At 69.9% G+C, this 25964-nt stretch carries 19 protein-coding genes; 8 read left to right on the top strand and 11 right to left on the bottom strand.

The genetic code is table 11. The features are described from left to right. Positions 1 to 83: 83 nt before the first annotated feature. Entirely contained in the window at positions 84 to 1430 is a 1347-nt protein-coding gene (locus AB0J90_RS24755; RefSeq protein ID WP_363599749.1) for a DUF1996 domain-containing protein, read from the bottom strand. Between the two features lie 634 nt (positions 1431 to 2064). On the opposite strand from AB0J90_RS24755, the gene AB0J90_RS24750 reads away from it, so the two are divergent. Both AB0J90_RS24750 and AB0J90_RS24745 read left to right on the top strand, forming a co-directional pair. Then, positions 2065 to 2907: an ion transporter gene (locus AB0J90_RS24750; RefSeq protein ID WP_363599566.1), complete on the top strand. Its 843-nt coding sequence runs from the start codon at positions 2065 to 2067 to the stop codon at positions 2905 to 2907. Positions 2908 to 2925: 18 nt separating this feature from the next. Continuing rightward, positions 2926 to 3612 (top strand): formylglycine-generating enzyme family protein, encoded by a 687-nt coding sequence (locus AB0J90_RS24745; protein ID WP_363599564.1) that lies wholly within the window; start codon positions 2926 to 2928, stop codon positions 3610 to 3612. Positions 3613 to 3670: 58 nt separating this feature from the next. Here AB0J90_RS24745 and AB0J90_RS24740 read toward each other — a convergent pair whose 3' ends face one another. From AB0J90_RS24740 to AB0J90_RS24705, 8 genes are all read right to left on the bottom strand, one after another. Continuing rightward, positions 3671 to 5023 (bottom strand): cellulose binding domain-containing protein, encoded by a 1353-nt coding sequence (locus tag AB0J90_RS24740; protein WP_363599562.1) that lies wholly within the window; start codon positions 5021 to 5023, stop codon positions 3671 to 3673. Between the two features lie 156 nt (positions 5024 to 5179). Then, complete coding sequence (locus tag AB0J90_RS24735; protein ID WP_363599560.1) at positions 5180 to 6802, bottom strand: beta-N-acetylhexosaminidase; 1623 nt, start codon at positions 6800 to 6802, stop codon at positions 5180 to 5182. Next, a complete protein-coding gene (locus AB0J90_RS24730) occupies positions 6802 to 7635 on the bottom strand; it encodes a carbohydrate ABC transporter permease (RefSeq protein ID WP_363599747.1) in 834 nt (277 codons plus the stop codon). Before AB0J90_RS24730 ends, AB0J90_RS24735 begins: the two co-directional genes overlap by 1 nt. Further along, positions 7635 to 8531, bottom strand: coding sequence for a sugar ABC transporter permease (locus AB0J90_RS24725; RefSeq protein WP_363599558.1), 897 nt, complete (start codon positions 8529 to 8531; stop codon positions 7635 to 7637). Before AB0J90_RS24725 ends, AB0J90_RS24730 begins: the two co-directional genes overlap by 1 nt. Further along, a complete protein-coding gene (locus AB0J90_RS24720) occupies positions 8531 to 9817 on the bottom strand; it encodes an extracellular solute-binding protein (protein WP_363599556.1) in 1287 nt (428 codons plus the stop codon). The genes AB0J90_RS24725 and AB0J90_RS24720 overlap by 1 nt, the downstream gene beginning before the upstream one ends. Before the next feature lie 179 nt (positions 9818 to 9996). After that, a complete protein-coding gene (locus AB0J90_RS24715; protein WP_363599554.1) occupies positions 9997 to 10377 on the bottom strand; it encodes a RidA family protein in 381 nt (126 codons plus the stop codon). A 3-nt stretch (positions 10378 to 10380) separates the two neighbouring features. Next, on the bottom strand, positions 10381 to 11652 hold the full coding sequence (locus AB0J90_RS24710) for an amidohydrolase/deacetylase family metallohydrolase (RefSeq protein WP_363599552.1): 1272 nt from the start codon (positions 11650 to 11652) through the stop codon (positions 10381 to 10383). Continuing rightward, positions 11649 to 12947 (bottom strand): helix-turn-helix domain-containing protein, encoded by a 1299-nt coding sequence (locus AB0J90_RS24705; RefSeq protein ID WP_363599550.1) that lies wholly within the window; start codon positions 12945 to 12947, stop codon positions 11649 to 11651. The genes AB0J90_RS24710 and AB0J90_RS24705 overlap by 4 nt, the downstream gene beginning before the upstream one ends. 152 nt (positions 12948 to 13099) lie before the next feature. Between AB0J90_RS24705 and AB0J90_RS24700 the strand changes: the two genes are divergently transcribed. The 5 genes from AB0J90_RS24700 (at position 13100) to AB0J90_RS24680 (ending at position 24137) form a co-directional block, all read left to right on the top strand. Beyond that, positions 13100 to 14344, top strand: coding sequence for an alanine racemase (locus AB0J90_RS24700; protein WP_363599548.1), 1245 nt, complete (start codon positions 13100 to 13102; stop codon positions 14342 to 14344). Positions 14345 to 15060: 716 nt separating this feature from the next. After that, positions 15061 to 18054, top strand: a complete 2994-nt coding sequence (locus AB0J90_RS24695; protein ID WP_363599546.1) for a family 16 glycoside hydrolase — start codon at positions 15061 to 15063, stop codon at positions 18052 to 18054. Positions 18055 to 18160: 106 nt separating this feature from the next. Beyond that, positions 18161 to 19408: a multicopper oxidase domain-containing protein gene (locus AB0J90_RS24690; RefSeq protein WP_363599544.1), complete on the top strand. Its 1248-nt coding sequence runs from the start codon at positions 18161 to 18163 to the stop codon at positions 19406 to 19408. 85 nt (positions 19409 to 19493) lie between these two features. Next, positions 19494 to 23570: a ThuA domain-containing protein gene (locus tag AB0J90_RS24685; RefSeq protein ID WP_363599542.1), complete on the top strand. Its 4077-nt coding sequence runs from the start codon at positions 19494 to 19496 to the stop codon at positions 23568 to 23570. A 189-nt stretch (positions 23571 to 23759) separates the two neighbouring features. Further along, a complete protein-coding gene (locus AB0J90_RS24680; protein WP_363599540.1) occupies positions 23760 to 24137 on the top strand; it encodes a hypothetical protein in 378 nt (125 codons plus the stop codon). A 12-nt stretch (positions 24138 to 24149) separates the two neighbouring features. On the opposite strand, the gene AB0J90_RS24675 is transcribed toward AB0J90_RS24680, so the two are convergent. After that, positions 24150 to 24860, bottom strand: a complete 711-nt coding sequence (locus tag AB0J90_RS24675; RefSeq protein ID WP_363599538.1) for an SDR family oxidoreductase — start codon at positions 24858 to 24860, stop codon at positions 24150 to 24152. 130 nt (positions 24861 to 24990) lie between these two features. On the opposite strand from AB0J90_RS24675, the gene AB0J90_RS24670 reads away from it, so the two are divergent. Next, complete coding sequence (locus AB0J90_RS24670; protein ID WP_363599536.1) at positions 24991 to 25575, top strand: CGNR zinc finger domain-containing protein; 585 nt, start codon at positions 24991 to 24993, stop codon at positions 25573 to 25575. Between the two features lie 149 nt (positions 25576 to 25724). On the opposite strand, the gene AB0J90_RS24665 is transcribed toward AB0J90_RS24670, so the two are convergent. Continuing rightward, positions 25725 to 25964: sigma-70 family RNA polymerase sigma factor (locus AB0J90_RS24665; protein ID WP_363599534.1), on the bottom strand; the 240-nt coding region annotated here is incomplete at its 5' end.

The following is a 25964-nucleotide window of genomic DNA, read 5'->3' as shown; positions in this document are numbered from 1 at the left end:
GTGCCCGCTGCCGGGCACCGGCGAGACGCATCCGTTTGACGATGCCAGGGTCGATCAGCGGTGGACCGGCCCCGGTGTTCGCACTACGGCAGGACGTAGTTCTCGTTGAGCGCCGCACCTCGGTTCGGCTTGTACTGGTCGAAGCCTCGGGGGTCACACTGCAGGCCGCCGTTGATGCAGTGCGACGAGAGCGCGGCCAGGGTGGGCGGGTCCCACGCGTTGTAGACGTCGTAGTGGAACGAGTATCCGCGCCCGCTGGCGAAGCGGACGTTGGCCATGTTGCCGCTGACCGGCCAGGCCATCTTGAACTCGATCATCGGTACGGCCACCGGGTGCGACGACGGGCAGACCCCGATGACCGGGTAGGCCATGTGCGACTTGTGGTCCGGGGTGTCCAGGTACCGGCCGTCCCAGCAGCTAGGGGCTTGGAAGCGGAGATTGAGCTGACTGCCGGCGACACAGTTCGCCGGGATGTCCCAGTTGCGGACGCTGTCGCCACACTCGAAGCCCTCGACGGCGCCGGGTGAGTTGCGGAAGTCGTCCAGCGTGGCCGACGGGCTGCCGACGACGTACCGCAGGCCGGCGGGGAACGGTCGGACGCTGCGGTAGTCGATGACCCCGCTCTTGTAGTAGATCACCTGGCGGCCGACCGGCTGGACGGCCACGTCGCCGTTGTAGAGCGTCGGCATCCAGTAGCCGGTCTTGTCGCCCGGTGTGATGCAGGAGGTGCCTCCGGCCTGCAACGACGGCAGGGTGGTGTTGGCGTTGGTGGTGGTGTTGCCCATGAAGGTGTGCGAGTGCGACGCGCCGGGCAGCCCGAAGAACACGATCGGGTCGTCGTTGAGGTTGCTGCGGCTCACCGAGCAGTTCGCCTGGAACTCGTGGTGGGTCGTCGGCGGGTTCGTCGGCGGCGGCGTCGCCGTGGACGGCACCACGCCGGTGACCGGCGGATTGGCCGGTACGTAACCGGGGCCGCCCGTCGGCGGGGGAGTGGTGCTCAGCGTGCCGTAGACCTTGAACTCGTACAGCGAGTAGCCGTAGCCGGTGCCGCGCTGGGTACCGTACATCCGGACGTAGCGTCCGCTGCCGGAGACGGTGAGGTTCTGCGTGCCGCCGGTGGCGTTGGTGGTGCTGTAGATGGTGGTCCAGATGTTGCTGTCGGGTGAGGTCTGGATCTGGAACGCCCTGGCGTACGCGGCCTCCCACTGCAGGACCACCTCGGAGATGGTGGCGGTTGCGCCGAGGTCCACCCGGAGCCACTGCGGATCGCTCCAGGAGCTGCCCCAGCGGGTGGTGCCGTTGCCGTCGAACGCCGCCGCTGCCGGTGACTCGCCGAGTTCGGTCGAGGAGGCAAGCGCCGGTCGGCCCTGCGAGAGCGGGGTGCCGACGGCAGCGCCGGCAGCCTGGAGTTCGATCGCGCCGACGAGCATGGACGCGACGAGCATGGACATGATGACCCCGGCGACGCCGTACGGGGTGGTGAGTCGCCGGAGCCGGGTTCTGGGTGCGTGTGGTGTTCTCAACGGAACTCCCAGGATTGGACGGGAGCCGTCGCAGGCGGGGGGTCGCGACGGCGTGCGGGGGCACGCGTCGCCGGTGCCGTCGAGGGAACCGGTGGCGCGGGTGCCACGTTGGAGAGCGCTCTCCCATATGTTGCGAACAGATGACCGGTCTGTCAATATCTACGGCAACCGATGGGTGCGAATTACCCCGAAACGCCACCAAGTCAGCCGTCGTGCGGCGGTGACCTGGGTGAACCGCTGGCATGGCTGGCTGACGGCGACCGGTGGTCGGGTCGCGTGGCTACCATCCACAAATGAGATCAGCCGAGCCGAAGTACCGTGCCGTGTCGCGTCCCGTCGGATCGGACCCGAGCGGTGTCGATGATGGGAGAGCGCGTACCCACGACCGCGTCGCTCGCGGTGGCTGCCGCTCCTCGGTCCCGTACAAGTTGTGACCGGACGGTCGGTGCCTACCCAGCGGGCCGTCCCGGTGGGATCTCCGCCCCAACCCTCGCCGCTGGCGCGTCGATGTACGCGGATCGCCGAGTCACGGGCTTTCGACGTGGTGATCATCGTCGTGATCGGGGCCAACGCCGTCGTGCTCGGCATCGAGACGTACGAGCACCTGGGGTCGGCCGGGCCGCTGCTGCATGCGTTGGAATGGTTCTTCCGCGGCGTCTTCGTACTCGAGATCGTGATTCGGGTGCTGGCGTACGGCCGCCGACCGCTGGACTTCTTCCGCCAGGGCTGGAACGTCTTCGATTTCGTGGTCATCGCGGCGGTGTTCGTCCCCGGCCTGCACGGCGACACCACCGCCCTGCGCGTGATACGCATCGCGCGGGTTCTGCGACTGGTGCGCTTCTCGCCGGGGCTCCGCACGATCGTGACCGCGCTGCTGCGCAGTCTCCCTGGCGTCGGTGGTTTCCTCGCCCTCGCCATGGTCACCCTGTACGTCTACGGCATGGCCGGTTGGTTGATCTTCGCCAAGGAGCAACCCGAGCAGTACGGCACGATCGGGCGGGCGTTGCTCACCCTCTTCGTGCTCCTCTCCCAGGAGAACCTGCCGGACCTGATCGCGCAGGGCATCGAGGTGTCGCCCTGGACCCTGGTCTACTACGTGAGCTACGTACTGATCACCGCGAACCTCCTGCTCAACATCCTCATCGCCGTCATCGTCAACTCGATGGAGGAGGCGCGTCGGTTGGAGGCGACCGAGCGCCTGGCCGACGGCTACGACGAGGACGGCGACGGCGTACCGGACGAGGTCGACCGCATCGCGATCGCCCAGCGCCTCGACGACCTGCGGGATCTGGTGGCCGATCTCGAACGGGAGCTGCGCATCGAGCGCAAGGTGGGGCCGACCAGGCCGGAACAGCGCAATGCCCGCGCTCCCGGGGAACGCTGACCGGTAGGGTCGCATCCCATGGACGCGGACGTGGGGACGGCGATGGTGGACATCCCGGCGGGACGGGTGACCCTGTCGGACCGGCGTACCCAGCGTAGCTGGCCGGTCGAGCTCGCGCCGTACCAGCTCGCGGCGTTCCCGGTCACCCAGGCCCAGTACGCGCTGGTCACCGGTGAGCGACCGGGGCGCACAGCGGGGGATCGGCTGCCGGTCGAGGAGGTCACCTGGTGGGACGCGGTCCGGTTCTGCAACGCCCTGTCGCAGCGTGAGGGGTTGGCGTCGGCGTACCGGTTCCAAGCCGGCGGCGACGGCGACGACGAGAGCATCGAGTGGGACCGCACCGCCGACGGGTATCGGCTGCCGACCGAGGCCGAATGGGAGTACGCCTGCCGCGCCGGCACGACCGGCCCACGTTACGGGCCGCTCGACGAGATCGCCTGGTACCGCGGCAACTCGGACGAGCGGATCCACGACGTCGGCGGCAAGCGTCCCAACGCCTGGGGCTTCTACGACATGCTGGGCAACGTCTGGGACTGGTGTTGGGACATCTACGACGCCGAGGTCTACGGCACCTACCGGGTGCTGCGCGGTGGCGGGTGGTTCGACGAGCACTGGAGCTGCCGCGCCTCGGTGCGGCGGCGCAGCCACCCGACGTACCAGATCGACGACGTGGGGTTCCGCCTCGCGCGTTCCGGCCCGCGCTGATCGGTCGGCCGCTGGGCCCCCTCCGGTGCCGACGGCGACCGGAAGGGGTCCGCGATTCTCAGGCCGAGGTGAAGTCGCAGCGGGTGCCGTTGAGAGTGACCATCTCGGGTGCGGGATTGTCGCCGGCCCGGGAGCCGACGAAGCCGAACGCCGCGCTGCCGTTCGGCGCGATCCGGCCGTTCCAGTGGGCGTTGCGTACGGTCAGGGTGGCGTCGGTCTGCGGGTCGGCCACCGCGTTCCAGATCTGGCGTACGCCCTGGCCGGTGGCCGGGAAGATCCAGTGGAGGGTCCAACCGTCGACCACCGACGGGGTGAGGTTGTGCACCGTCACCTCGGCCTGGAAGGCGCCCGGCCACTGTCCGAGGATCCGGTACTCCACCCGGCAGGTCGCTGGCGGTTCGTCGGGTGCGGTGAGGGTGAAGGGCTCGGAGCCGCCCGACCGGTTGCCGGCGGTGTCCTCCGCGTAGACAACGAAGGTGTACGACCGCCCCGACACCAGGGGGATGTAGTCCCAGTTGGTGGAGGCGCGACCAACCTCCGCCGGTCCACCGGGCGCGGCCTGGTCGAAGACGATGTAGCGGACCACACCGCCCACGTCCGTCGACGGGTCCCAGGTGAGCATGACCTCGCTCGGGCTGAGCGTCGCCGCCACCGGTGTGCCGGGCGCGGTCGGCGGCGTACGGTCCGGGGGCAGGGTGGTCACGGTCACCGAATCCGAGGGCGCCGAGTAGTTGCCCGCCTCGTCACCGGCCCGTACGGCAAGGGCGTACGAGGTGTCGGGGGTCAGCCCGTACACCGTGGTGGTGGTCCGTGGCCCGTACGGCACCACCTGCGGGACGACGGCCAGCACCTCGATGCCGGCGGGGGTGAGGGAGAGCACCTCGTACCTGCCCAGGGTGATGTTGTCGGTGGAGCGACCCCAGGACAGGGTCAACGACGTGTCCGCCAGGTTGGTCACGACCGCCGGCCCCGGCACCGTCGGCGGCTGGGCGTCGCCCGGTGCCATGGTGACCCTGAACTCGGCGGTACTCGGTGACCTGTTGCCCGCCGCGTCCCGGGCGGCGACGCTGAAGTAGTAGGTCCGGGACGGCTGTAGCCCGGACCAGGTGATGCTGTTCGTCGGCGTGCTCTCGCTGAAAATCATGTCGGTTTCGCGGTGGTACACCACGTACTGCTGGACGCCGACGTCGTCGGTCGAGGGGACCCAGGTCAGGGTGACCGACGTGGTGCCGAGGTCGACGATCTCGATCGGGCCGGGCACGGTTGGCGGCTGGGTGTCGGCCGCGGCGGCCCGAGCCGTGGCGACCGGGAGGACCAGCGTCGCGGCCGCGGCGACGGCTACCAGCAGGGACATCGGTACGCGGCCGGGGCGGCGGGCGGTTCGGGGTGTTCGGTGGCGGGTCTCGACCATGGATTTCTCACTTCCCCGTACGGCGCCACAGCGAAGGAAAGGGCGCCACATGCATCCATGGTGGCCGATGTATGGCCAGGGCCGTGCCCTCCGATCGGGTCGGTCTGGCCGCCGCCCGGCGTCAGGCCCGTGTCACCGGAGCCGACGCTCAGCCCGTCACCCGTCTGTCGGCGGCAGCACGTTTTCGGTGAGCGCGCTGAGTTCGGCATCGCGGTCGGTGCGGGTACGCGGCCAGCCAGGTGCATCCGGTCGCCGCTGCCAGGGTTGTGGCCCGCCGGGCGGCCGGTACTCGACGCCCAGCGCGTCGAGGCGCCCCAGGTGCTCCCCGAGCCGCTGGTCGAAACCGTTCCAGGGTGGCTGACTCGCCGGAGACCAGATCGCCTCGGCGAACGCCGACAGGCGCGGGAAGGCCAGGTAGTCGACCGCCCGCGCTTGGTCGGCGTGCTCGGTCCAGATGTTGCACTGCGCGCCGAGGACGCGGTGCCGAAGCTCGGCCGGGAGTGCGGCCGGTTCCGGGTCGAAGGCGCGCACGTCGGCGACGGTGAGCACCGTACCGACCGGGATCGGTTCCTCCGGGTCGTCGGACTGACGGTAGTCCAGGTAGGCGGAACTGTCCCAGCAGGCGACCACGTCGTGGCCGGCACGCGCCGCCGCGACGGCCAGCGCGGGGCCGCGCCAGGCGGCCACCGTCGCACCGGCCGGCAGGTGACCCTCCAGGATCTCGTCCCAGCCGAACAGGGTACGGCCGTTCGCGCTCAGGTGACGCTGGAACTGCGCCACGAACCAGCTCTGCAACTCGTCGGCGTCGCGCAGGCCGAGTTCGCGCATGCGGTGCCGGGCGGTCGGGCTGGCCCGCCACTCGTCCTTGCTGCACTCGTCGCCGCCGATGCCGATGTGCCTGCTGGGGAAGAGTTCCATCACCTCGTCCAGCACGTGCCGGAAGAACGAGACGGTCTCGTCGGAGACGTTGAGTACGCGCCGCGAGACACCCCAGCGGGTCGAGACGCGTACCGGTTCGTCGGGGTTGTTGCCCAACTCGGGGTACGCCGCGATGGCCGCCTGGGTGTGGCCGGGCAGGTCGACCTCGGGTACCACGGTGACGAACCGCTCGGCCGCGTACGCGACGATCTCGCGGATGTCGTCCTGGCTGTAGTAGCCGCCGTGCGGGCGGCCGTTGAAGCGCTCGTGTTGGCGGGACCCGATCATCGACTCGTGCCGCCACCCGCCGACCTCGGTCAGCCGGGGATAGCGCCGGATCTGCAGCCGCCAGCCCTGGTCGTCGGTCAGGTGCAGGTGCAGCACGTTGAGCTTGTGTACGGCGAGCAGGTCGATCAGGCGCAGCACACCGGCGACCGGCATGAAGTGCCGGGCCACGTCGAGCATGCAGCCCCGCCAGCCGAAACGCGGCCGGTCGGAGATCTCCACGGCGGGCACGGTCCACGGCCCGGTGGTAACCGGCGCATGGCGGTAGACCGCGGGCGGCAGTAGCTGTCGCAGGCTCTGGGCTCCGTAGAAGACCCCAGCGGGGGAGCCGCCGGTGATGGTGACCTGGTCGGGGCGTACCCGAAGGTGGTATCCCTCGTGGTGCAGGGCGGTGTCGACGGCGAGGTGGATGGCGGCGTCGGCGGCCGTCGGCAGCGGAAGTCCGGTCGGGCGGGACAGCGCCCCGGTCAGCCAGCGGCCGACCCCGGCGCAGGCCGGTTCCCAGCCGATCGTCGTGGCCTCGGTGAGGGTGAACGAGCCGGCGAGGGTACGGGCGTGGACCGGCAGCGGAAGCATCAGTCCTTCACCGCCCCGCCGAGCCCGGAGACCAGCCGACGCCGGACCAGGATGAAGAAGACCAGCACCGGGATGGTCATCAGGGTGGAGGCGGCCATGATCCCGCCCCAGTCGTTCTCGTCCGGTTTGAAGAACACCAGCAGCGCGGCCGGCAGGGTCTGGTTCTCGGTGGCGCTGATGATGAACGTCTTGGCGAACAGGAAGTCGTTCCACGCGGTGATGAAGGAGAACACCCCGGTCGCCGCCAGACCGGGTGCGACCAGGGGGAACAGGATCCGCCACAGGATCGTGAAGCGGCCGGCGCCGTCGAGGGTGGCCGCCTCCTCGATCTCCTGCGGCACCGCCGCGACAAAACCGCGCAGCATCCAGATCGCGAACGGCAGGCTGAACGCCAGCTGCACCAGGATCAGCGAGCCGAGCGTGTTCAGCCCGACGCCGGGCACCGTACGGCCGAGGTCGCGGATCTGGAAGAAGAGCGGGATGCTCAGCGCCTCCACCGGCACCATCTGCGCGACCAGGAACAACACCAGGATGGTGGTCCGGGTGCGGAACCGGTAGCGGGTCAGCGCGACCGCGGCCAGGAACGAGATCAGCGCGCTCAGCGCGACCACGGTCAGCGCGACCACCGCGCTGTTGAGGAAGTAGCGCCCGAACCCGCTGACGCCCAGCGCGGAACCGAAGTGTTCCAGGGTGGGGTGCAGGGTCCAGGGTCGGGGATCGGCGGACCGGATCTCGCCGGTCGGCTTGAGCGCCGACAGCACCATCCAGTAGATCGGGAACACCGTCACGGCCGCGACCACGATCGCGACGGCGTCCGCGACCCGGCGGCGGATCACAGGACCTCCCCGGTACGGCGCAGCGCCCGCAGGTAGAACAGGGTCACCACGAGCAGGATCACCGTCATCACGATGCCGATCGCGGAGCCGAGGCCGTACTGGGACGAGGCGAAGGCCTTCTGGTACGCGTACACGTTGAGCACCAGGTTCTGCCCGGCGATGCCACCGCCACCGGTCATCACGTAGATCTGGGTGAACACCTTGAAATCCCAGATGATCGACTGGATCACCACGATGATGATCAGCGGTCGCAGGATCGGCGCGGTGACCCGGCGGAACGTGGTGAACGCGCTCGCGCCGTCCAGTGCGGCGGCCTCCAGCACCGAGGCGGGGACCGCCTGGATGCCGGCGTACAGGGTGATCATGACGAACGGGAACGAGTGCCAGACCACCACGGCACCGACCAGCGCGAACGCCACGCTGCGGTCGTAGAACCAGTTGTAGCCGTCGAGCCCGAGCACCTCGTTGACCAGGCCGAGGTTGCTGTCGAACAGGAACGACCAGACCACCGAGCCGGTCATCGCCGGTGCGGCCCAGGCGGTCAGTGCGGCGAACGACAGCGCCGCCCGCGCGACCCGGCCGATCCGGGTCAGCAGTACGGCCAGCGCCGCGCCGACCGCGAGTGTCACCACCACGCAGCCGGTCGCGAAGACCACGGTCTGGCCGAGTACGGTCCAGAACGTCGGGTCGTCGAACAGCGCCCGGAAGTTGCCGACGCCCACGAACCGGGCCGGTTCGCCCCCGCTCACCTGCGGTTGCCCGTACTCGAACAGGGAGAGCAGGCCCAGTTGGTAGAGCGGGTACGCGAACATCGGCACCAGTACGGCGAGCGCCGGCAGCAGCAGCCACAGTGGGGTCAGCGGCTGCCGGCGGATCGTTGCGGAGACCGTCATTATTTGCCGAGCGCCGCGGTTATCCGGGTGTTCGCCTCGGCCGCCGCCGCGTCCACGGTCGCCTGTTTGGTGATCACCTTCTGGAGCAGGGTCGGCAGGATCTTCTCGGCGTCGATGGTGGTCCAGGCCTTGTCCACCGGCACGAACCTGGTTCCGGCCTCCATCGTGTCGACGAACGGCTTGAGCTGCGGGTCCTTCGTGATGACCTCGGTCCGGGCGGACTTCATCGCGGGCACGAAGCCCATCGCGTCGTAGAGCTTCAGCGTGTACTTGCGGCTGGCGAGCAGTTGCATGAACTCGACCGCGAGGCTGCGGTGGCCGGTGGAGCGGAAGACGCCCAGGCTGCTGCCACCGGCGAAGGCGGGAGCGATCGAGCCGGGCTTCGCGCCGGGCAGCGGTACGACGGCGTACCTGCCCTTGACCGCGCCGGCCTCGACCGCGGAGCGGTTGAAGTTGCCCAGGATGCCCATGCCGGCGCGGCCGGCGGCGAACGCCTCGACGGTGCCGCCGCCGGTCAGGTCGACGCACTGCTGGGCCGGGCAGATGTCGTCGGCGAACAGGCTGGTGTACGCGGTGATGCCGGCCTTGGAAGCGGCCGAGTCGATGGTGGCCGTGTAACCGCCGGCGGAACCCGTGGCGATGTCACCACCGGCATCCCAGACGAACGGCAGGGCGCCGAAGACGTAGAGCCCGCCGACCGCGATGCCGAGCATGTCCTTGCGTTCGGCTCGGATCTTCTTCGCCGTGGTGACCAGTTCGGCGTACGAGGTGGGTGGTGTCAGGCCGAGTTCGGTGAAGACGTCGGTGCGGTAGTACAGCGCCCGTACGCCGATCCACCACGGTACGCCGTACGCCTTGTCGCCGACCGTCACCGTGCTGACCAGGTCGGCGGGCAGGTCGGTGGCCTCGGGCCAGGTCTTCAGGTCGGCGCTGACGTCGGCCATGCCGTTCGAGGCGACAAAGCCGGCCAGGTCGGTGTTGCCTACCTCGGTCACGTCCGGGGCGCTCGCCGGATCGTTGAGCGCTCCCTTGTACTTCTCCGCCCGGGTGTCGGTCGCCAGGTAGCTGACGTCGACCGTCACCCCGGAGTGGGCGGCGGTGAACTCGGCGACCGCCTCCTTCACCACCGCCTCCTTGGCGGCGCGGTTCGCCTCGTCGAACAGCCAGACCCGCAACGTGCCGGTCTTGGCGTCGGCGCTGTCCGTGGGTGTGCCGGTCGACGGTGCGCAGGCGGCGGTGCTCAGGGCCACCGCGAGCAGCGCGGTGAGTGCCAGGGGTTTCCGCACAGACTCTCTCCCCTCGAATAACGAGCCAGGTTCGTAATTAGGTCGGTATCGATGTCCCCTAGGTTGGGCTCCCCGAGGTGTTCCGTCAAGCCACGTTTTCGCAGGTGAAAGCGGGTCTACGGGCATGCTGACCAGGCCGCCCGGCGGCTGCGGGGGCGGCGGCTGTGGGGGACCGGGGATCACTCGCCCAGGTACAGCACCGCGTCGATCTCGATGTCGAACCCCTGCAACGCCACCGGCAGGGTGGTACGCGCCGGCAGGTTCTCGGTGCCGAAGAACTCCACGTAGATCTCGTTCATCGCCGGGAAGTCGGCGAAGTCGCGCAGGTAGACCCCGACCCGTACGGCGTCGCTGAGGGTGCCGCCGGCCGCCTCGGCCACCCTGGCCAGGTTCGTGAACGCGGCCCGTGCCTGCTCGACGAAGTCGCCGGTGACCCAGGTTCCGTCCGGGTGCACCGGGCAGGCACCGGCGAGGTACGCGAAGTCACCCGCCACCACCGCATGCGAGTACGGACCGCCGGGCGGAGCAGCCCGGTCAGCCACGATCACCTTCTTCGGCATCGATCAACCTCCGTGTCGGGGGAACTGTTCGGCGAGCCCGTCCGGACCCACCAGGGGCGAGGTCAGCAGTTGGCGTACCGCGCGTTCGCGGTGGCGCAGGGCCTCCCGCTGGGCGCCGGTGAGCGGAACCCACGGCGGTACGGGCGCCGGCAGGCGCGGTGGCAGCACCCGACCGGCCCGGTACGTCGCCTCGTTCACCAGGCGCAGCGGCGACGTACGGCGCTGCCCGTGCACGTCGACGAGTTCGAAGCGGCCGTGCTCCACGGTGAACACCCCGATGTCCGCGGGCGCGCCCGGCGCGAGCGTGCCGACACCATCGGTCAGGCCGAGCGCGCGGGCCGGCCCGATCGTCGTCGCCGCCACCACCTGCTCCAGCGGCAGACCGGCGGCGAACATCTTGGCCATGGTGGTGGGCAGGTCGAACGCCGGCCCGTGCAGCGAACGGCTGTGCAGGTCGGTGGAGACGGTGTGCGGCGGCATGCCGGCGGCCAGTTGCGCCTCCAGCACGTCGAACGCGAACCCGCCGGAGCCGTGCCCGACGTCGAACAGGACCCCGGTCTCGTACGCCTCCTTCGCCGCCGGATCGAGCCCGGTCGGACCGGCGGCGATCCCGCTGGCGCAGTGCGTGAGAAGGTCACCCGGCCGCAGCAGCGGCAGCATCTGCGCGATCGACGGCGGCGCCGCTCCGATGTGGACCATCACCGGCAGCCCGCACTCCCGAGCCACCTCCACCGCCCGGCGCAGCGGCTCGGTGCCGTGGACGCCGACGTTGTGCCGGTCCATCCGTACCTTGATCCCGACGATCGTTCCCCGGTACGCCCGCACGGTCGCCACGGCCAGCTCGACATCGCAGTTCGCCAGCTCGCGCGACTCGCCGACCGGTGCGATCAGCCCCACGGCGGAGATGTTCAGCAGCGCGGGCACCCGTACCGCGTACCCGGCGGTGGCGGTCGCCAGCGCCGGGAACGAGTAGGCACCGGCCGAGCCGGCGTCGACCCAGGTGGTCACCCCGCAGTGCCAGGCGACCGGGTCCGGGTCGATGCCCCAGTACGTCGCGCCCCCATGCACGTGCGTGTGCAGGTCGACCAGCCCCGGTGTGACGAGCCGGCCGGTCACGTCGACCACCTCGGCGGCACCCGCGCTCGGCAGCGAGACGCCCACCTCCGCGACCCGCCCGTCCCGTACGGCGATGTCGTACCGACCGCTGCGGCCGCTACCCGGATCGAGCAGATCCCCGCCGGTGAGCAGCAGATCCCAGCGCAGGGGCCCGCTCATGGGCGCTCGATCGCGGCGCCGATGCGCAGCCGGTAGAGCCGGGCGGGACGGCCCTTGCGGTGCACCTGCGTGCTGCCCTCCACCTCGACCAGTCCGGAGTCGCCGAGCTTGCGGATCAGGCGCCGGCCGCTCGGGTCGGTGATGCCGAGCTGCTGGGCGAGGTCGCTGGGGGAGATGGCCCGGCCCATCTGGCCGCGCTCGATGGCGGCCAGCCGGGACAGGGTCGCCGCGCTGAGCCCGACCTCGCCGGCCAGCCGTTCCAACTCCTCGCCGTGCTCCCGGTAGGTGAAGGTCAGTGCCGCGCCGGCCGGGCTCATCGGGCCGATGATGACGCCACCGTCCTCGATCAGGTACGCGCTCGGCGACTCCTCCTGTTCGGCCCGGTTGGCCGCCCGCTCGGCCAGGTGCACGCAGCTGCGCGCGGACGCACCGACACCGAAGCCGGCGGCGACCCGGATCCCGAGTGTCTCGAGGGCCTGGCTCAGCGCCGGCAGCGACACCCAGCTGCTGGTCGCCTTCTCGAACAGCGCCTGGTGGGCGAAGACCACCACGCCCCGCCGGCCCCGGTTCTCGATCCACGCGTCGGCGAATTCCGGGGTGTTCAGCAGCAGGTTCATCAGGCCCACCCGGGCGCGGTCCAGGTCGAGTTGCGGCCCGGCCTTGGCGACCAGGAAAACACCGGCGGCGAAACGCAGCGCGCTGGCCTGTTTGGACTGCACCCGCAATGCCAGCTCGTGCAGTTGGGCGCGGAGCGTCGCCGGTCCGGGCAGGCCACCGAGCACGGGCGTATCCCCGCCAAGCTGTGCCGCTACCGCCGTACGCAGGCTGATCACGTAGTCGGCTCCGGTGCGGGCCAGGGCTTCGCGGTGGAACGCGACGATGCCCGCCACGCTCTGCTCCGGGTCGTACGGCAGGCAGCTCACCTGGGCGGGGTCCAGGTCCAACGCCCGGGTGACCTCGTCCACCGTCTGCGCGTCGAAGGTGTCGATGCTGACCGGGGTGGGGCGCCACCCCCGGGCGACCGCCTTGAACAGGGCCAGCGACAGGTCGAGGCCGGCCGAGCGCAGGATGGCCACCGGCAGGTCCGCGGGGAGCAGGTGGCGGCATTTCGCGTACGGGACGGGGCCGAGCAGCAGCCCGTCGACAGGCTGGCTGGAGAGCAGCCGGTCGACACGTACGCGGACCTCGTCCTCGTGTTCGTAGACGACCCACTCGAGGTTCACCCCGGCCAGCGTGCGCGCGGCGTCCTCGAACACGGCACGGTGGCTGGTGTGGATGACGAGACCGATCACCATCGGTCCTCCAGGTTCGGAAGTAGCTCGTTGAGACAGGGGCGCCGATAGCCTGCTGTCTCTGCCTCGCTCCCGTCAAGCCGTTGACGACGCGCACCTGATCGGGCAGGCTGTGCGTCCATCAGCGAGCCACATCCGAACCTGTGGGAGGGCCCGTGCGGCACGACCCGTTCGACGAGCGAGTCATCGACTGGCGGGCGAAGGGGTTCTGGCAACCCGGCCCGCCCGTACCCGACACCGAGTTCGCCGCGGCCGGTCACCACCTCTTCGGCGGCGCGGTCACCTGGCCGGTACTGGTCGCAAGGCGGGACGCGGTCACGCACAACATCGCGACGATGGCAGCCTTCTGCGCCCGGCACGGCTTCCTGTTCGCGCCGCACGGCAAGACCACCATGGCACCGTCCCTGTTCGCCGCGCAGCTCGCCGCCGGCGCCTGGGCGGTCACCCTGGCCACCGCCAACCAACTGCTCGCCGGCCGCGCCTTCGGGCTGCCCCGGGTCCTCCTGGCCAACCAGCTACTGGACCCGGTGCCGCTGCGCTGGCTGGCCGGTGAACTCGACCGCGGTTTCGAGGCGCTGATCTTCGTGGACTCGGTCGCCGGTGTCGAGGCGATCGGCGACGCGCTCGCCGACCACCCCGGTCGGACACCCCTGCGCGTGCTGGTCGAACTCGGACACCCCGGCGGACGTACGGGCTGCCGCACGGTCGAGCAGCTCGTCGAGGTCGCCGAGGCGGCCGCCGCGGCACCTCGGGTACGGCTCGACGGCGTGACCGCGTACGAGGGTGGCCTGCCGGACGTGACCGCCGTGGCGGCGTACCTGGACCGGACCCGGGAGGCGGTCACCGAGCTGGCCGGCCGGGGCCTGCTCGCCGAAGAGGTGATCGTCAGCGCCGGTGGCAGCGCGTACTTCGACGTGGTGGCGGATCGGCTCGGCGGTGACTGGTTACCCGGTCACCAGCTCCGGGTGGTGCTGCGCAGCGGCGCCTCGGTCACCCACGACCACGGCTTCTACGCCGACCACACCCCGTTCCACCGGTTGCCGGGCGACACCGCTCTGAAACCGGCGTTGGAGCTCTGGGCGCAGGTGACCTCCACCCCGGAGCCGGGGCTGGCGATCGTCGGCATGGGCAAGCGCGACGCCCCGTACGACGAGGGGTTGCCGGTGCCGCTGCGGATCCGGCGCCGTGCCGGCGTGGTCGACCCCGCCGCCGGATTGAGCGTGACCCGCCTCAACGACCACCACGCCTACCTCGACGTGGCGCCCGGCGCGCAGGTCGCCCCCGGAGACCTGATCTGCTTCGGCATCTCCCACCCGTGTACGGCGTTCGACAAGTGGCGGTCCATCCCGGTCGTCGACGATGGACACACCATCGTGGACGTCTTGCACACGTATTTCTGAACCCGCCGCCCGGACCCCCGCAAGCGGCTGGCCGTCGCGCGCGGTGATCCGAGGCTCGCGGTGCGCGGTCGGGCGGTGGGGCGCAGGTGATCAACCAGGGTCTTTTGTCGCAGCGGATGAAAGTGCGGCCAATCCTGTCGAAAGATGTAGACACGTTGATGCTAAGCCCGTTAGTGTCGGTCAACATCAAGATGTTTCGTCGAGGTAACCGGCGGCGCGGTTAGCTCACCGTCCGACCAGGGGAGAGGCAATCCCCGGGGTCGGTGTTGCCCGCAGACCGAACCGGCGCGGCGGCGCGCGCCATGCCCGCTACCACGCCATACCTCCACGCCCGGTGACACGCGGACGGCCCTGGGCCGGTCGCGGGTCCGACCTCGCTCAACGTCCACTTCGTCCCAGACCTCAGACCCCGTCTGTCCACATGTCGGACCGGGTGGCATCAGCCACGCCGGTTCCAGCAGTGCGGGCCGGACGAGGCTGCCGTCTGCCGCCATGGCATCCATCGACCCTCGCGGAAACCCCGACGGGAACACCCGCACGTTCACGGAAGACTCGCGAAAGGCAAACGCGACATGCCAACTATCCCTGTGCGACGTGGTTCGCCAAGTCGCCTGCGCCGGCTCACCCGGCGTACCACGGGTCGGCTCCGCCGCCCGATGACGGTGCTTGCGGCAGCGGCCGTCCTCCTCGTCAGCTCCACACTGGCGTCGGTACCGGTGAACGCCCAACCGGTCGACACCGCCTCGGGCACGCCCGGTACGCCCGCGTCGGCCCCGCAACTACAGGCGCAGGTGCTCACCTGGACGGCGAACAACAACTTCCAGGCCTATGCCTCCGTACCCACCACCGCCGTCGCGGGTGCGACCACGCTCGTCTTCGAGAACAGCGCCGCGACCGGCAACACCACCGGCATGCAGCACACCCTGACGTTCGACACCGGCAACCCGGCGTACAACAGCGACGTCAACGTGAACATCCTGGCCGACCCGTTCGACAGCAACCAGGGCCGGTGGACCGTCGACGTGACGCTCACCCCCGGCACGTACCGGTACTTCTGCGCCATCCCCGGGCACGGTGCGATGACCGGCCTGCTCGTGGTGACCGGCGGCAGCGAGGACACGACCCCGCCGACGGTGACCGCCGCGGTGACGGGTGAACGCGACGAGGACGGCGCGTACGTCGGCGCCGCCACGGTGACCCTGTCGGCCAGCGACAGCGGCTCGGGCGTCGGTCGGGTGGAGTACTCGCTCGACGGAGGCCCGTACGGGACGTACTCGGCTCCGGTGACGGTCAACGCCCCGGGCGAGCACACGGTCAGCTACCGCGCCACCGACGTGGCGGGCAACACCTCCCCGGTGCAGTCCACGGCCTTCGAGGTGGTGGCACCGCCGGACCCGGACACCACCGCGCCGACGGTGACCGCCGCGGTGACCGGTGACCGGGACGAGGACGGCGCGTACGTCGGCACGGCCACGGTGACCCTGTCGGCCACCGACACCGAGTCCGGCGTCGAGCGGATCGAGTACTCCCTCGACGGGCAGGCGTACGCCACGTACACCGCGCCGGTCGCGGTGAGCGCGGTCGGCCAGCACACGGTCACGTACCGGGCGACCGACGTGGCGGGTAACACCTCCCCGGTCCAGTCCGCCGCGTTCACCGTGGTCGGCACGCCGGACCCGGACACCACCGCACCGACGGTGACCGCCGCGGTGACCGGTGACCGGGACGAGGACGGCGCGTACGTCGGCATGGCCACGGTGACCCTGTCGGCCACCGACGCCGAGTCCGGTGTCGAACTGGTCGAGTACTCGCTCGACGGCGCACCGTACGCCGCGTACAACGCGCCGGTCATGGTGCACCAGCCGGGTGAGCACACGGTCAGCTACCGGGCCACCGACCGGGCGGGCAACACCTCGGCCGCGCAGTCCGTCGCCTTCGAGGTCGCCGGCACGTCGGACCCGGACACCACCGCGCCGACCGTGAGCGCCGGTGTCACCGGTGACCGCGACGGCAACGGTGCCTACATCGGTGCCGCGACCGTGACCATCTCCGCCACCGACACCCAGTCCGGCGTCGAGCTGATCGAGTACGCCGTCGACGGGCAGGCGTACGCCGAGTACACCGCTCCGGTGACGGTCAACGCCCCGGGCCAGCACACGGTCACGTACCGGGCGACCGACGTGGCGGGCAACACCTCACCGGTCGGGTCCGCCGCTTTCCAGGTGGTCAGCGCGCCGAGCCCCGACACCACCGCTCCGGAGGCGACCGCCGCCGTCACCGGTACGCAGAACGGCACCGGCGCCTACGTCGGCGCCGCCACGGTGACCGTGACCGCCACCGACGCCGAGTCGGGCGTCGACCTGGTCGAGTTCTCCCTGGACGGGCAGGCGTACGCGGAGTACACCGCACCCGTGACGGTCAACCAGCCCGGCCAGCACACGGTCGCGTACCGGGCAACGGACGTCGCCGGCAACACCTCCACCCCGAAGTCGGTCGCGTTCACCGTGGTCACGCCGCCGAACCCGGACACCACCGCGCCGACGGTGAACGCCGCGATCACCGGTCAGCAGAACGGAAGCTGGGCGTACGTCGGCAGTGCCACTATCACGCTCACGGCCGCCGACACCGAGTCCGGTGTCCACCGCCTCGAGTACTCCCTCGACGGGCGGGGTTACACGGTCTACTCGGGGCCGCTCACGGTCAACACCGTCGGTGCGCACACGGTCAGCTACCGGGCCACCGACCGGGCGGGCAACACCTCGGGAACCGCGTCGACCACGTTCACGGTCGTGGAGAGCGCACCGCCCGCGCCGGTCTGCCAGGTGACCGACACCCGGCCGACGGTCTGGACCGGCACGCTGAACAGCGGCGTGGCCAACCGGGTCGTCGAGGGCCGCTGCTCGATCAACGACCTGATCGAGGACGAGCGGGCCTGGCCGACGCACGCCGAGTTCGTAGACCACGTACGCGCGATCGCCGAGCGCCTGTACCACCGCGGCGTCATCCTGCTCAAGGAACACAACGTGCTGATCCGCACGGCCGGCGACTCCGGTGTCGGCAAGGCCGAGGACAAGCAGGGCTACCAGCCGCTGCTCGACCGCTCGGCCGCCTCCTTCAAGCAGTGGGAGCAGGTCGGCGCGGGTGGCTTCGGTCGCAACGCCGACGGCTCGATCACCAGCCGTTCCGTCGACGGTCTGGGCATGCTCTGGTTCCCCATCCGCAGCTACGGCGACTTCTCGCTCAAGCTGCAGTGGCGCGACGACGCCCCGGGTGACGGCCGCGCCAACAGCGGGGTCTTCGTCCGCTTCCCGCAGGTGCACCAGCACCCGACGGAGTCCCGGCCGGAGTGGGTGGCCATCAAGTACGGCCACGAACTCCAGATCAACGACCGGACCGACGGCGACGCGTACAAGAGCGGATCGGTGTACGGCTTCGACCGGGTCGACCTCGACGGCGCACAGGTCACCCCGAAGGGCACCTGGAACGACTACGAGATCCGGGTCGTCGGCCAGCACTATTCCGTGTTCCGCAACGGCGTGCTGATCAACGAGTACGTCAACGTACCCGGAGCCGTTTTCGACCCGCCGCGGTCGGACGATCCCGGCGGTGCCGGACGCCAGAACGCGACCGGCTACGTCGGCCTGCAGAACCACGGCGCTGCCGACATCGCCAGCTTCCGCAACATCCGGATCGCCCCGCTGACCCCGTGACGCCGGTACCGCAAGCCGTCCTCTCCCCTTCCGCCGCCGTCGACGGTGGTAGGCGCAGCGATTGGATAAGACCTTGGACAGGGAATTGAACGACACAGGTGAGTTCGTGCAGCCGCCACCGGCCGATCCGCCGCAGGACCGTCCGGCGTCGCCGACCCGGTTCCTCGGGTCGAGTGCGGGCCGGGCGGTGATGGTGGTGGGAGTCCTGGTGGCGACGCTCGTCGGCGCCGGTGGCCTGGCTCTCGCCGGTGGCACCACCGCCCGGCCGACCGAACTGGCCGCCGGTGCCGGTGCCGGTGCGGCCGCCCGGTCGGCCGAGCGGCCCGAGGGCTGCATCGCGCCGGACCGCCGGATCCAGATGTACGCGGTGGAACTGCCGAAGGACCCGGTGACCAACCAGGTTCGGCTCGGCTACGGACTGACGCCGGAGACGGCCTCGTACCCGGGGCCGACGATGGAGATGATCGAGGGTGAGTGTCTGGCGATCACCGTGCACAACCAGGTGCCGGCGGCGACGCTGGAGGCACTGCGTACCGATCCCGCGCATCCGATCGGTGTCTCGTTGCACGTGCACGGGGTCAAGTACACCCAGATGTCCGACGGTACGGCGCACAGCAACTCGTTCGTGCCGCCGGGCGGCTCGCGTACGTACATCTGGTTCGCCAAGCCGCGCAGCGCCACCTCGCAGGGCACGGCCGGCTACTGGTGGTACCACGACCACGTGGTCGGCGGACCGCACGGCACCCAGGGCCTCAGCTCCGGGCTGTTCGGCGGTCTCGTGGTACGCCGCCAGGGTGATCCGAGGCCGGACCGCACCTACGTGACGGCCTTCGGTGACCGGCAGACCATCAACCTGCGGCGCAGCGCGGACGCGGACACCTGTGATCCGGTGAACCCGCAGCCCGGCCCGACCTGCCTGGTCGCCAAGATCGGTGAGCGGGTCGAGTTCATCGTGATCGGCCTCGGCAACGACATGCACACGTTCCATGTGCACGGGCACTCCTGGGCGGACACCCGTACCGGCATGGTCGCGGGGGAGAACAAGGCCCTGGTCGACTCGATACCGGTGATCGACAACAAGACACTCGGCCCGGGTGACACCTTCGGTGTGCAGATCGTCGCCGGTGACTCGGTCGGACCGGGGCACTGGATGCTGCACTGCCACATGCAGTTCCACTCGGACCAGGGCATGGCGACGATGTTGCACGTTCTCGACGAGAACGGGGCGATGCCGCCGCACGGTGGCCCGACGCCGACCGCACCGGCACAGGGTGCCCCCGCGGCGCCAGCGCAGGGCGCAGCCGCGCCAGCACCGGGTGCCGCCGCACCGGCGGCCCACACCAACCACCGCTGACCGGCGGCTCCGTCGCACCGGTTCCCAACCCCCGACCAGCTTTCCCACCACCCGAAGGACTTTCCGTACCTCTGGAGGAGGAGAAATGGCCCAACGCCATTTCCAGCTGTCCCGATCGGTCGGACGACTCCGTTCCGACCCCGCCGACCCCCTGCCCGTACCTGCCCGCGTACTGCGGTCCCGGCGTCTCGGTGCCGGACCGTTCCGTCGCGCGGTCGCCCTCGCGTCGGGCACCCTGCTCACGCTCGGCCTGCTGACCACACCGGTGTCGGCGGCCCCCGACCCGGGCGTGGGCGGGTCGGCGGTGGCGCCCGCCTGGGGTAGCCAGGTGGTCAACGTGCTGGTCTTCCACGGACCGGCGGCGTCGCAGGACGACCCGGTCGCCAAGGCCGTGAACACCATCCGCAAGCTGGGCAGCGAGAACGGCTTCTTCGTCCACGACTCCGACGACCCGTCGGTCTTCACCCCCGAGAACCTGGACCGCTACCGCAGCGTGGTGTTCCTGTCGGCCAACGGGGTCACGTTGAGCGACGCGCAAGAGGCCGCCTTCCAGGCGTACGTCAAGGGTGGCGGCGGCTTCGTCGGCATCCACGACGCCGCCCGCGCGCAGCCCACCTCGGAGTGGTTCACCGGCCTGATCGGCACCCGCCCCGCGGCGAGCCTGCCGAACGCCGAGGACATCGAGAGCGTCACGGCCAGCGGAGCCAACCCGCCCAACGAGGGCGAGGGCAACCTGATCGACGGCTCGACGGGCACCAAGTGGCTGACCCGTACGCCGACGGGTTGGGTCGTGGCCAAGCTCGCCGCGCCCAAGCCGATCGCGCAGTACGCCCTGACGTCGGCGAACGACTTCCAGGGACGCGACCCGAAGGACTGGACCCTGCAGGGGTCGGCGGACGGAAACAACTGGACGAACCTGGACACCCGCACTGGTGAAACGTTCCAGGGACGGTTCCAGACCAAGCAGTACACGTTCACCAACACCCAGGCGTACCAGTACTACCGGCTCAACATCACCGCGAACAGCGGGGAGCCGCTGATCCAGCTCGCCGAGCTGTGGCTGATCGGCCCGGACGCGGGTCCGGCACCGGAGAACACCGTGCAGCAGGCGGTGGTCGACGTGGTCGACCGGCAGCACCCGGCCAACAAGGGCCTGCCGCTGAACTGGACCCGGTCCGACCAGTGGATGAACTGGGACCCGAGCCCGGTCGGTCGGGTCCACACGATCGCCCAGGTGCAGGAGAAGTCGTACAACCCGGGGCTGGCCGGCAACGGCGCGTTCCACCCGATCTCCTGGTGCCGCGACTACGACGGCGGCCGGTCGTTCTACACCGGCATGGGTCGTACCGAGGCCAGCTACACCACCGACACGCAGTTCCGCAGCCACCTGCTCGGCGCCCTCCAGTGGACGACCGGCCTGGTACGCGGTGACTGCCAGGCCACCATCGCCTCGAACTACAAGATCGAGCGGCTGACCGCGACCAACCAGTCCGGTCAGCTCGACCAGATCGGCGAGCCGCACGGCCTGACCATCGCCCCCGACGGCAAGGTCTTCTACATCGGCAAGGCCGCCTGCGCGACCGGGCCGGTCACCGACTGGGCCAACCCGAACGTGGGCCTGGGCTGCGGCACCATCCACCAGTGGGACCCGAAGAACAAGCAGGTCAAGCTGCTGACCACGCTCAAGGTGATGGGCAACCGGGGCAGCGGCAGCGAACTGGTGAAGAACGAGGAGGGCCTGGTCGGCATCACGCTCGACCCCAACTTCGCCGACAACGGCTGGTTCTACGTCTACTGGATGCCGCACGAGTCGATCGACCGGGTGAAGCGGATCGGTCAGCGCACGGTTTCCCGGTTCACGTACAACCACGCCCAGCAGTCGATCGACCAGGGCACCCGCAAGGACCTGCTGCACTGGGACACCCAGATCCACAGCTGCTGCCACGCCGGTGGCGGTATGACCTTCGACGAGTCCGGCAACCTCTACATCGGTAGCGGTGACAGCAACTCCTCCGGTGGTTCGGACGGTTACTCCGGCAACAACTGGACCCAGGAGTACGAGGGCACCTCGTTCCAGGACGCCCGCCGTACCTCGGGTAACACGAACGACCTCAACGGCAAGATCATCCGTATCCACCCGGAGGCCGACGGGACGTACTCGATCCCCGAGGGCAACCTCTTCACCGGCCAGGAGCAGGGCGGCGGCAAGACCCGCCCGGAGATCTACGTGATGGGCGTACGCAACATCGCCCGGATCGCCTGGGACCCGGTGAACGACTGGCTCACCGCCGCGTGGGTCGGCCCGGACGCGGGTGCGCCGAGCCCGGAGCTTGGGCCGGCGAAGTACGAGACCGCCACGATCATCACCTCGGCGGGCAACCAGGGCTGGCCGTACTGCATGGGCAACCGGCAGCCGTACCGGGACCGCAGCACCACCGACGCCACGGTACTGACCGGCTGGTACGACTGCGACAACCTCAAGAACGAGTCGCCGCGCAACACCGGTCTGGTCAACATCCCGCCGGCCCGGGACAACATGATCTGGTACTCGCCCCAGGGCGGTGGCCCGGTCTTCCCGAAGCGCACCGACGGCAGCGGCCTGCCGACGTACGTCGCCAACCAGTCGACCTTCACCCAGCCGTACCTGAGCGGTGGCGGCCAGGCCATCATGGACGGTCCGACCTACCAGCGTTCGAAGGTCGACGTCAACAGTGGCGTCGCGTGGCCGGCGTACTGGGACAACAAGTGGTTCATCGGTGACCAGTCCAACTCCAACAACCGCATCGCCGTCACCGTCGACCCGACCAAGGTCGAACAGGCGGGTGCGCCGGCCTTCGCCGAGGACCTGCGCAGCATCATCCAGGGCGGTAGCGGCGCCACCCAGCTCCAGTCCTGGATGGACGCGAAGTTCGGCCCCGACGGCGCCCTGTACCTGCTCGACTACGCCGGCGGTTTCTTCAGCCTGCACCAGAACCAGAAGCTGATCCGGATCACCTACCAGGGTGGTCAGGCCACCCCGAACCCGAGCCTGGCCACGGCGCAGTCGGTCACGCCGAGCCAGCCCCGTACGGTCGCGTTCTCGGCCGCGAAGGTCGGCGGCGTGGCCTGGGAGTGGGACTTCGGCGACGGCAGCAAGGTGTCGACCCAGGCCCACCCGACGCACACCTACAAGCGGTACGGCACCTTCCAGGCGACGGTTAAGGTGACCTACGCCGACGGCGAGGTCGTCACCGGGAAGATCGACGTCAACGCCGGCTGTGCCGCGGCCGACGCCCGGCCGACGGTCTGGATGCTCGACACCGACACCGGGGTGGCCAACCGCCAGGCCGGCGGCGGCTGCACGATCAACGATCTGATCGACGACGAGACCACCTGGCCGAACAAGGGTGCGTTCGTCAGCCACCTCGACGGCGTACTCGCCGAGCTGAGCGCGGCGCATGTCATCGACAACCGCGAGGTGACGAAGCTACGCCGGGCCGGGGCGCAGTCCCCGATCGGTGTCACCAACGGGTACGAGCCGATCTTCGACGGTTCGGCGAAGTCGCTTGCCGGCTGGCGTCAGGCACCCAGTGGGTCGTTCTCGCTGCGCCCTGACGGCTCGATCCGCAGCTCCGGCGGCCTCGGCATGCTGTGGTACGCGGACCAGCAGCTCGCCGACTACTCGATCAAGGTCCAGTTCCGGGACATCTCGCCGGAGAACGTCCGCGCCAACAGCGGAATCTTCGTCCGGTTCCCGGACCCGAGGACGCCGCTGGACCAGCGCCCGCCGGGTAGCTGCGGCACGGTCGGCTCGGCCCGCAGTTCGCAGGCCTGGGTCGCGATCTACTGCGGTCACGAGATCCAGATCTACGACGGCGAGACCGGTGAGCCGCAGAAGACCGGCTCGGTCTACAACTTCTCGCCGAACACGCTGGACAAGGCCGGTGTGACCCCGAAGAACCAGTGGAACGACTACGAGGTCCGCGTGGTCGGCCAGCACTACACGATGATCCGCAACGGTGTGGTGATCAGCGAGTTCGACAACACACCCGGCAAGCAGTCGTCCCGCCAGGGCGACCCGTCGACCGACCTGCGGCAGTTCCTCAGCGGCTACGTCGGGTTGCAGAACCACGGCACCAACGACCTGATCGAGTTCCGCAACATCAGGGTGCGGCAGCTCTGACCGACCGGTGCCGGGTACGGGGCGGGATTGCCCGTACCCGGCACCGCCGGTGTGGACCCGAGACACGGCGCCCATTCGTTCACGCGTACGAATGGGTGCCGTGTCGTGCTGGTGGTCGGCCCCTGGGCCACCTACGGTTTGGCGGATCGGGGCGGGCGCGAGCCCGTGCGGGCCGTCAAGGGGGACTTCATGACAGATGTGCAGCTCGACGCCAGGGTGGGGGTTCCGCGCCGACGGTCCGGAGCGACCGTCGGTTTTGTCGTGGACGGCACCGAAGGGCATCTGGTGACGGCCGTGCTCGCCGACGGCCGGCTGAGCGACGTCCACCTGTCGGTGGACAAGCAGGGCTCCACCCTGGCGGGCATGACGGAGGCCCTGTCCATCGCACTCACCGCGGGTCTGCGGGCGGGCGCTCCGCTGTCTGCCTTCGTCGAGCAACTGCGGGTGACGAGTTATCCACCCGCTGGGCCGACCGACGATCCGGAGATCCCCCGGGCGACCTCGTTGGGGGACTACGTGGCGCGGCGACTGGACATCGACTACCCGAGCGGCCGTCAAGTGGGTTGAGCACCGCCCGGATCACGCGTTTTCGGCCAGCTGCGGGTAGAGCGTGGTGATGTCCGCCGCCAGGGCGCTCTTCACCGTACGGGACCAGTCGTCGGCGAGCACCTCGTGCAGTCCCGCCTCGACGCCGTCGATCGCCTGCCGGGCCACGTCGGCCGGGGCGGACCTGGGCGCGTCCGGGGCCGCCCACTGGGTCGCCATGTCGGTGTCGATCCAGCCGACGTGCAGCCCGGTGACGCCCACACCGTGCGGGTGCAGGTCCTGCCGCAGGCCGTTGGTCATCGCCCACAGCGCCGCCTTGGACGCCCCGTACGCGCCGAACGCCGCGTACCAGGAAAGCGCCGAGTGGATGTTGAGCAGGTGTCCACCGTTCGCGATCAGCCGGGGCGCGAGGGCCCGGGTCACCTGCAACGGTCCGTAGAAGTTGATCTCGATTTCCCGGCGGATCTCCGCCAGGTCGCCGTTGAGGTAGTCCGCGCCGAGGGTGACGCCGGCGTTGTTGATCAGGAGGTTGACGTCCGGGGCCTGTGCGGTGGCGGCGGCCACCGAGGCCGGGTCGCTCACCTCGAGCTGCAGCGGGACGACGTTCGGGTTGGTGATCGTCTTCGGGTCCCGTGCGGTGGCGTAGACCTTGGCCGCGCCGCGCGCGAGCACCTCGTCGACGAGCGCCTTGCCGAGGCCTCGGCTGCCACCGGTGACGAACACCACGGAGTCCTGGATCTTCATGTCGATTCCTTTGCGGTTTCGCGGGACGGATCGGGTGCGGAAGATCGACACCCAGCCGTGACAGAACCAAAATGTGTTTGGTTCTGTCAGAACAGTAGCACCTACCGACAGAACCAACTAGGGTTGGCTTATGTCATGGATGGCGACCGGCCGGTACGGGCTGCGCGCGGCCGATACGGGCGTCGCGCTGGTCCAGGAGTTGATCAATACCCGTAGCGTGGAAGGCGCCCCGGACCTGTTGGCCGGGCGGGGGTCCGCGCAGGAGTGGTGGGACGGCAGCATCCGCCACTGGGCGGCCGTCCGGGGAGTGGCCGTGCCGCAAGGCGAGCTGTCGGACGAGGACGCCGCCGCCCTGCGTCGACTGCGGGCGACGTTCGAGCGGTTCGTCGACAGCGGAGAACTTCCGGCGGAGGCGGTGCCGGGAGTCACGGTGACGCTCGCGCCGGGAGCCGACGGGGTGGTGCGACCCGTACCGACCGGGCGGGGCCCCGACTGGCTGGCATCGGCCCTCTGGTCGGAGACGCTGCTCGCTCAGCAGTCCGACACCTGGTCGCGGATCAAGCTGTGCCGCAACGAGGACTGCCGTACGGCGTTCTACGACGCCTCGCGTAATCGCAGTGGTGTCTGGCACGACGTCACCACGTGCGGCAACGTCGCGAACCTGCGTGCCGCCCGGGCACGCAAACGACGCATCACGGCAGACGGGGACCGATGACGGCGGTTACGTACACCGTCCTCCGGCTGGCTGTCTGACCTACGCCGGGGCACCGCCAACCTGTCCTAATCGACGCGTCAGGGGCCGGGCCAATACTGGCCCGGCCCCTGACATCCGGCGTCTAGCTGTACCGGACCCTCCCTCGAGGCTCAGTACGTCTCGCTGAGTTGTCCGCGGAGTTTGGTGAGTGCGCGGGTGAGTAGGCGGGAGACGTGCATTTGGGATACGCCGATCTGGTCGGCGATTTGGGATTGGGTGAGGTTGCCGTAGAAGCGGAGGGTGAGGATTTTCTGCTCGCGTTCGTCGAGGGTGGCGAGTGCGGGGCCGAGGGCGATGCGGAGTTCGGCTTGTTCGAAGTCGGGGTCGTCGCCGCCGAGCATGTCGCCGAG

It is taken from the genome of Micromonospora sp. NPDC049523 (genome assembly GCF_040676775.1).
Taxonomy (GTDB): Bacteria; Actinomycetota; Actinomycetes; order Mycobacteriales; family Micromonosporaceae; genus Micromonospora_G.
The sequence above is the reverse complement of the archived record's forward strand: the minus strand, read 5'-3'. Positions and strand labels throughout refer to the sequence as shown.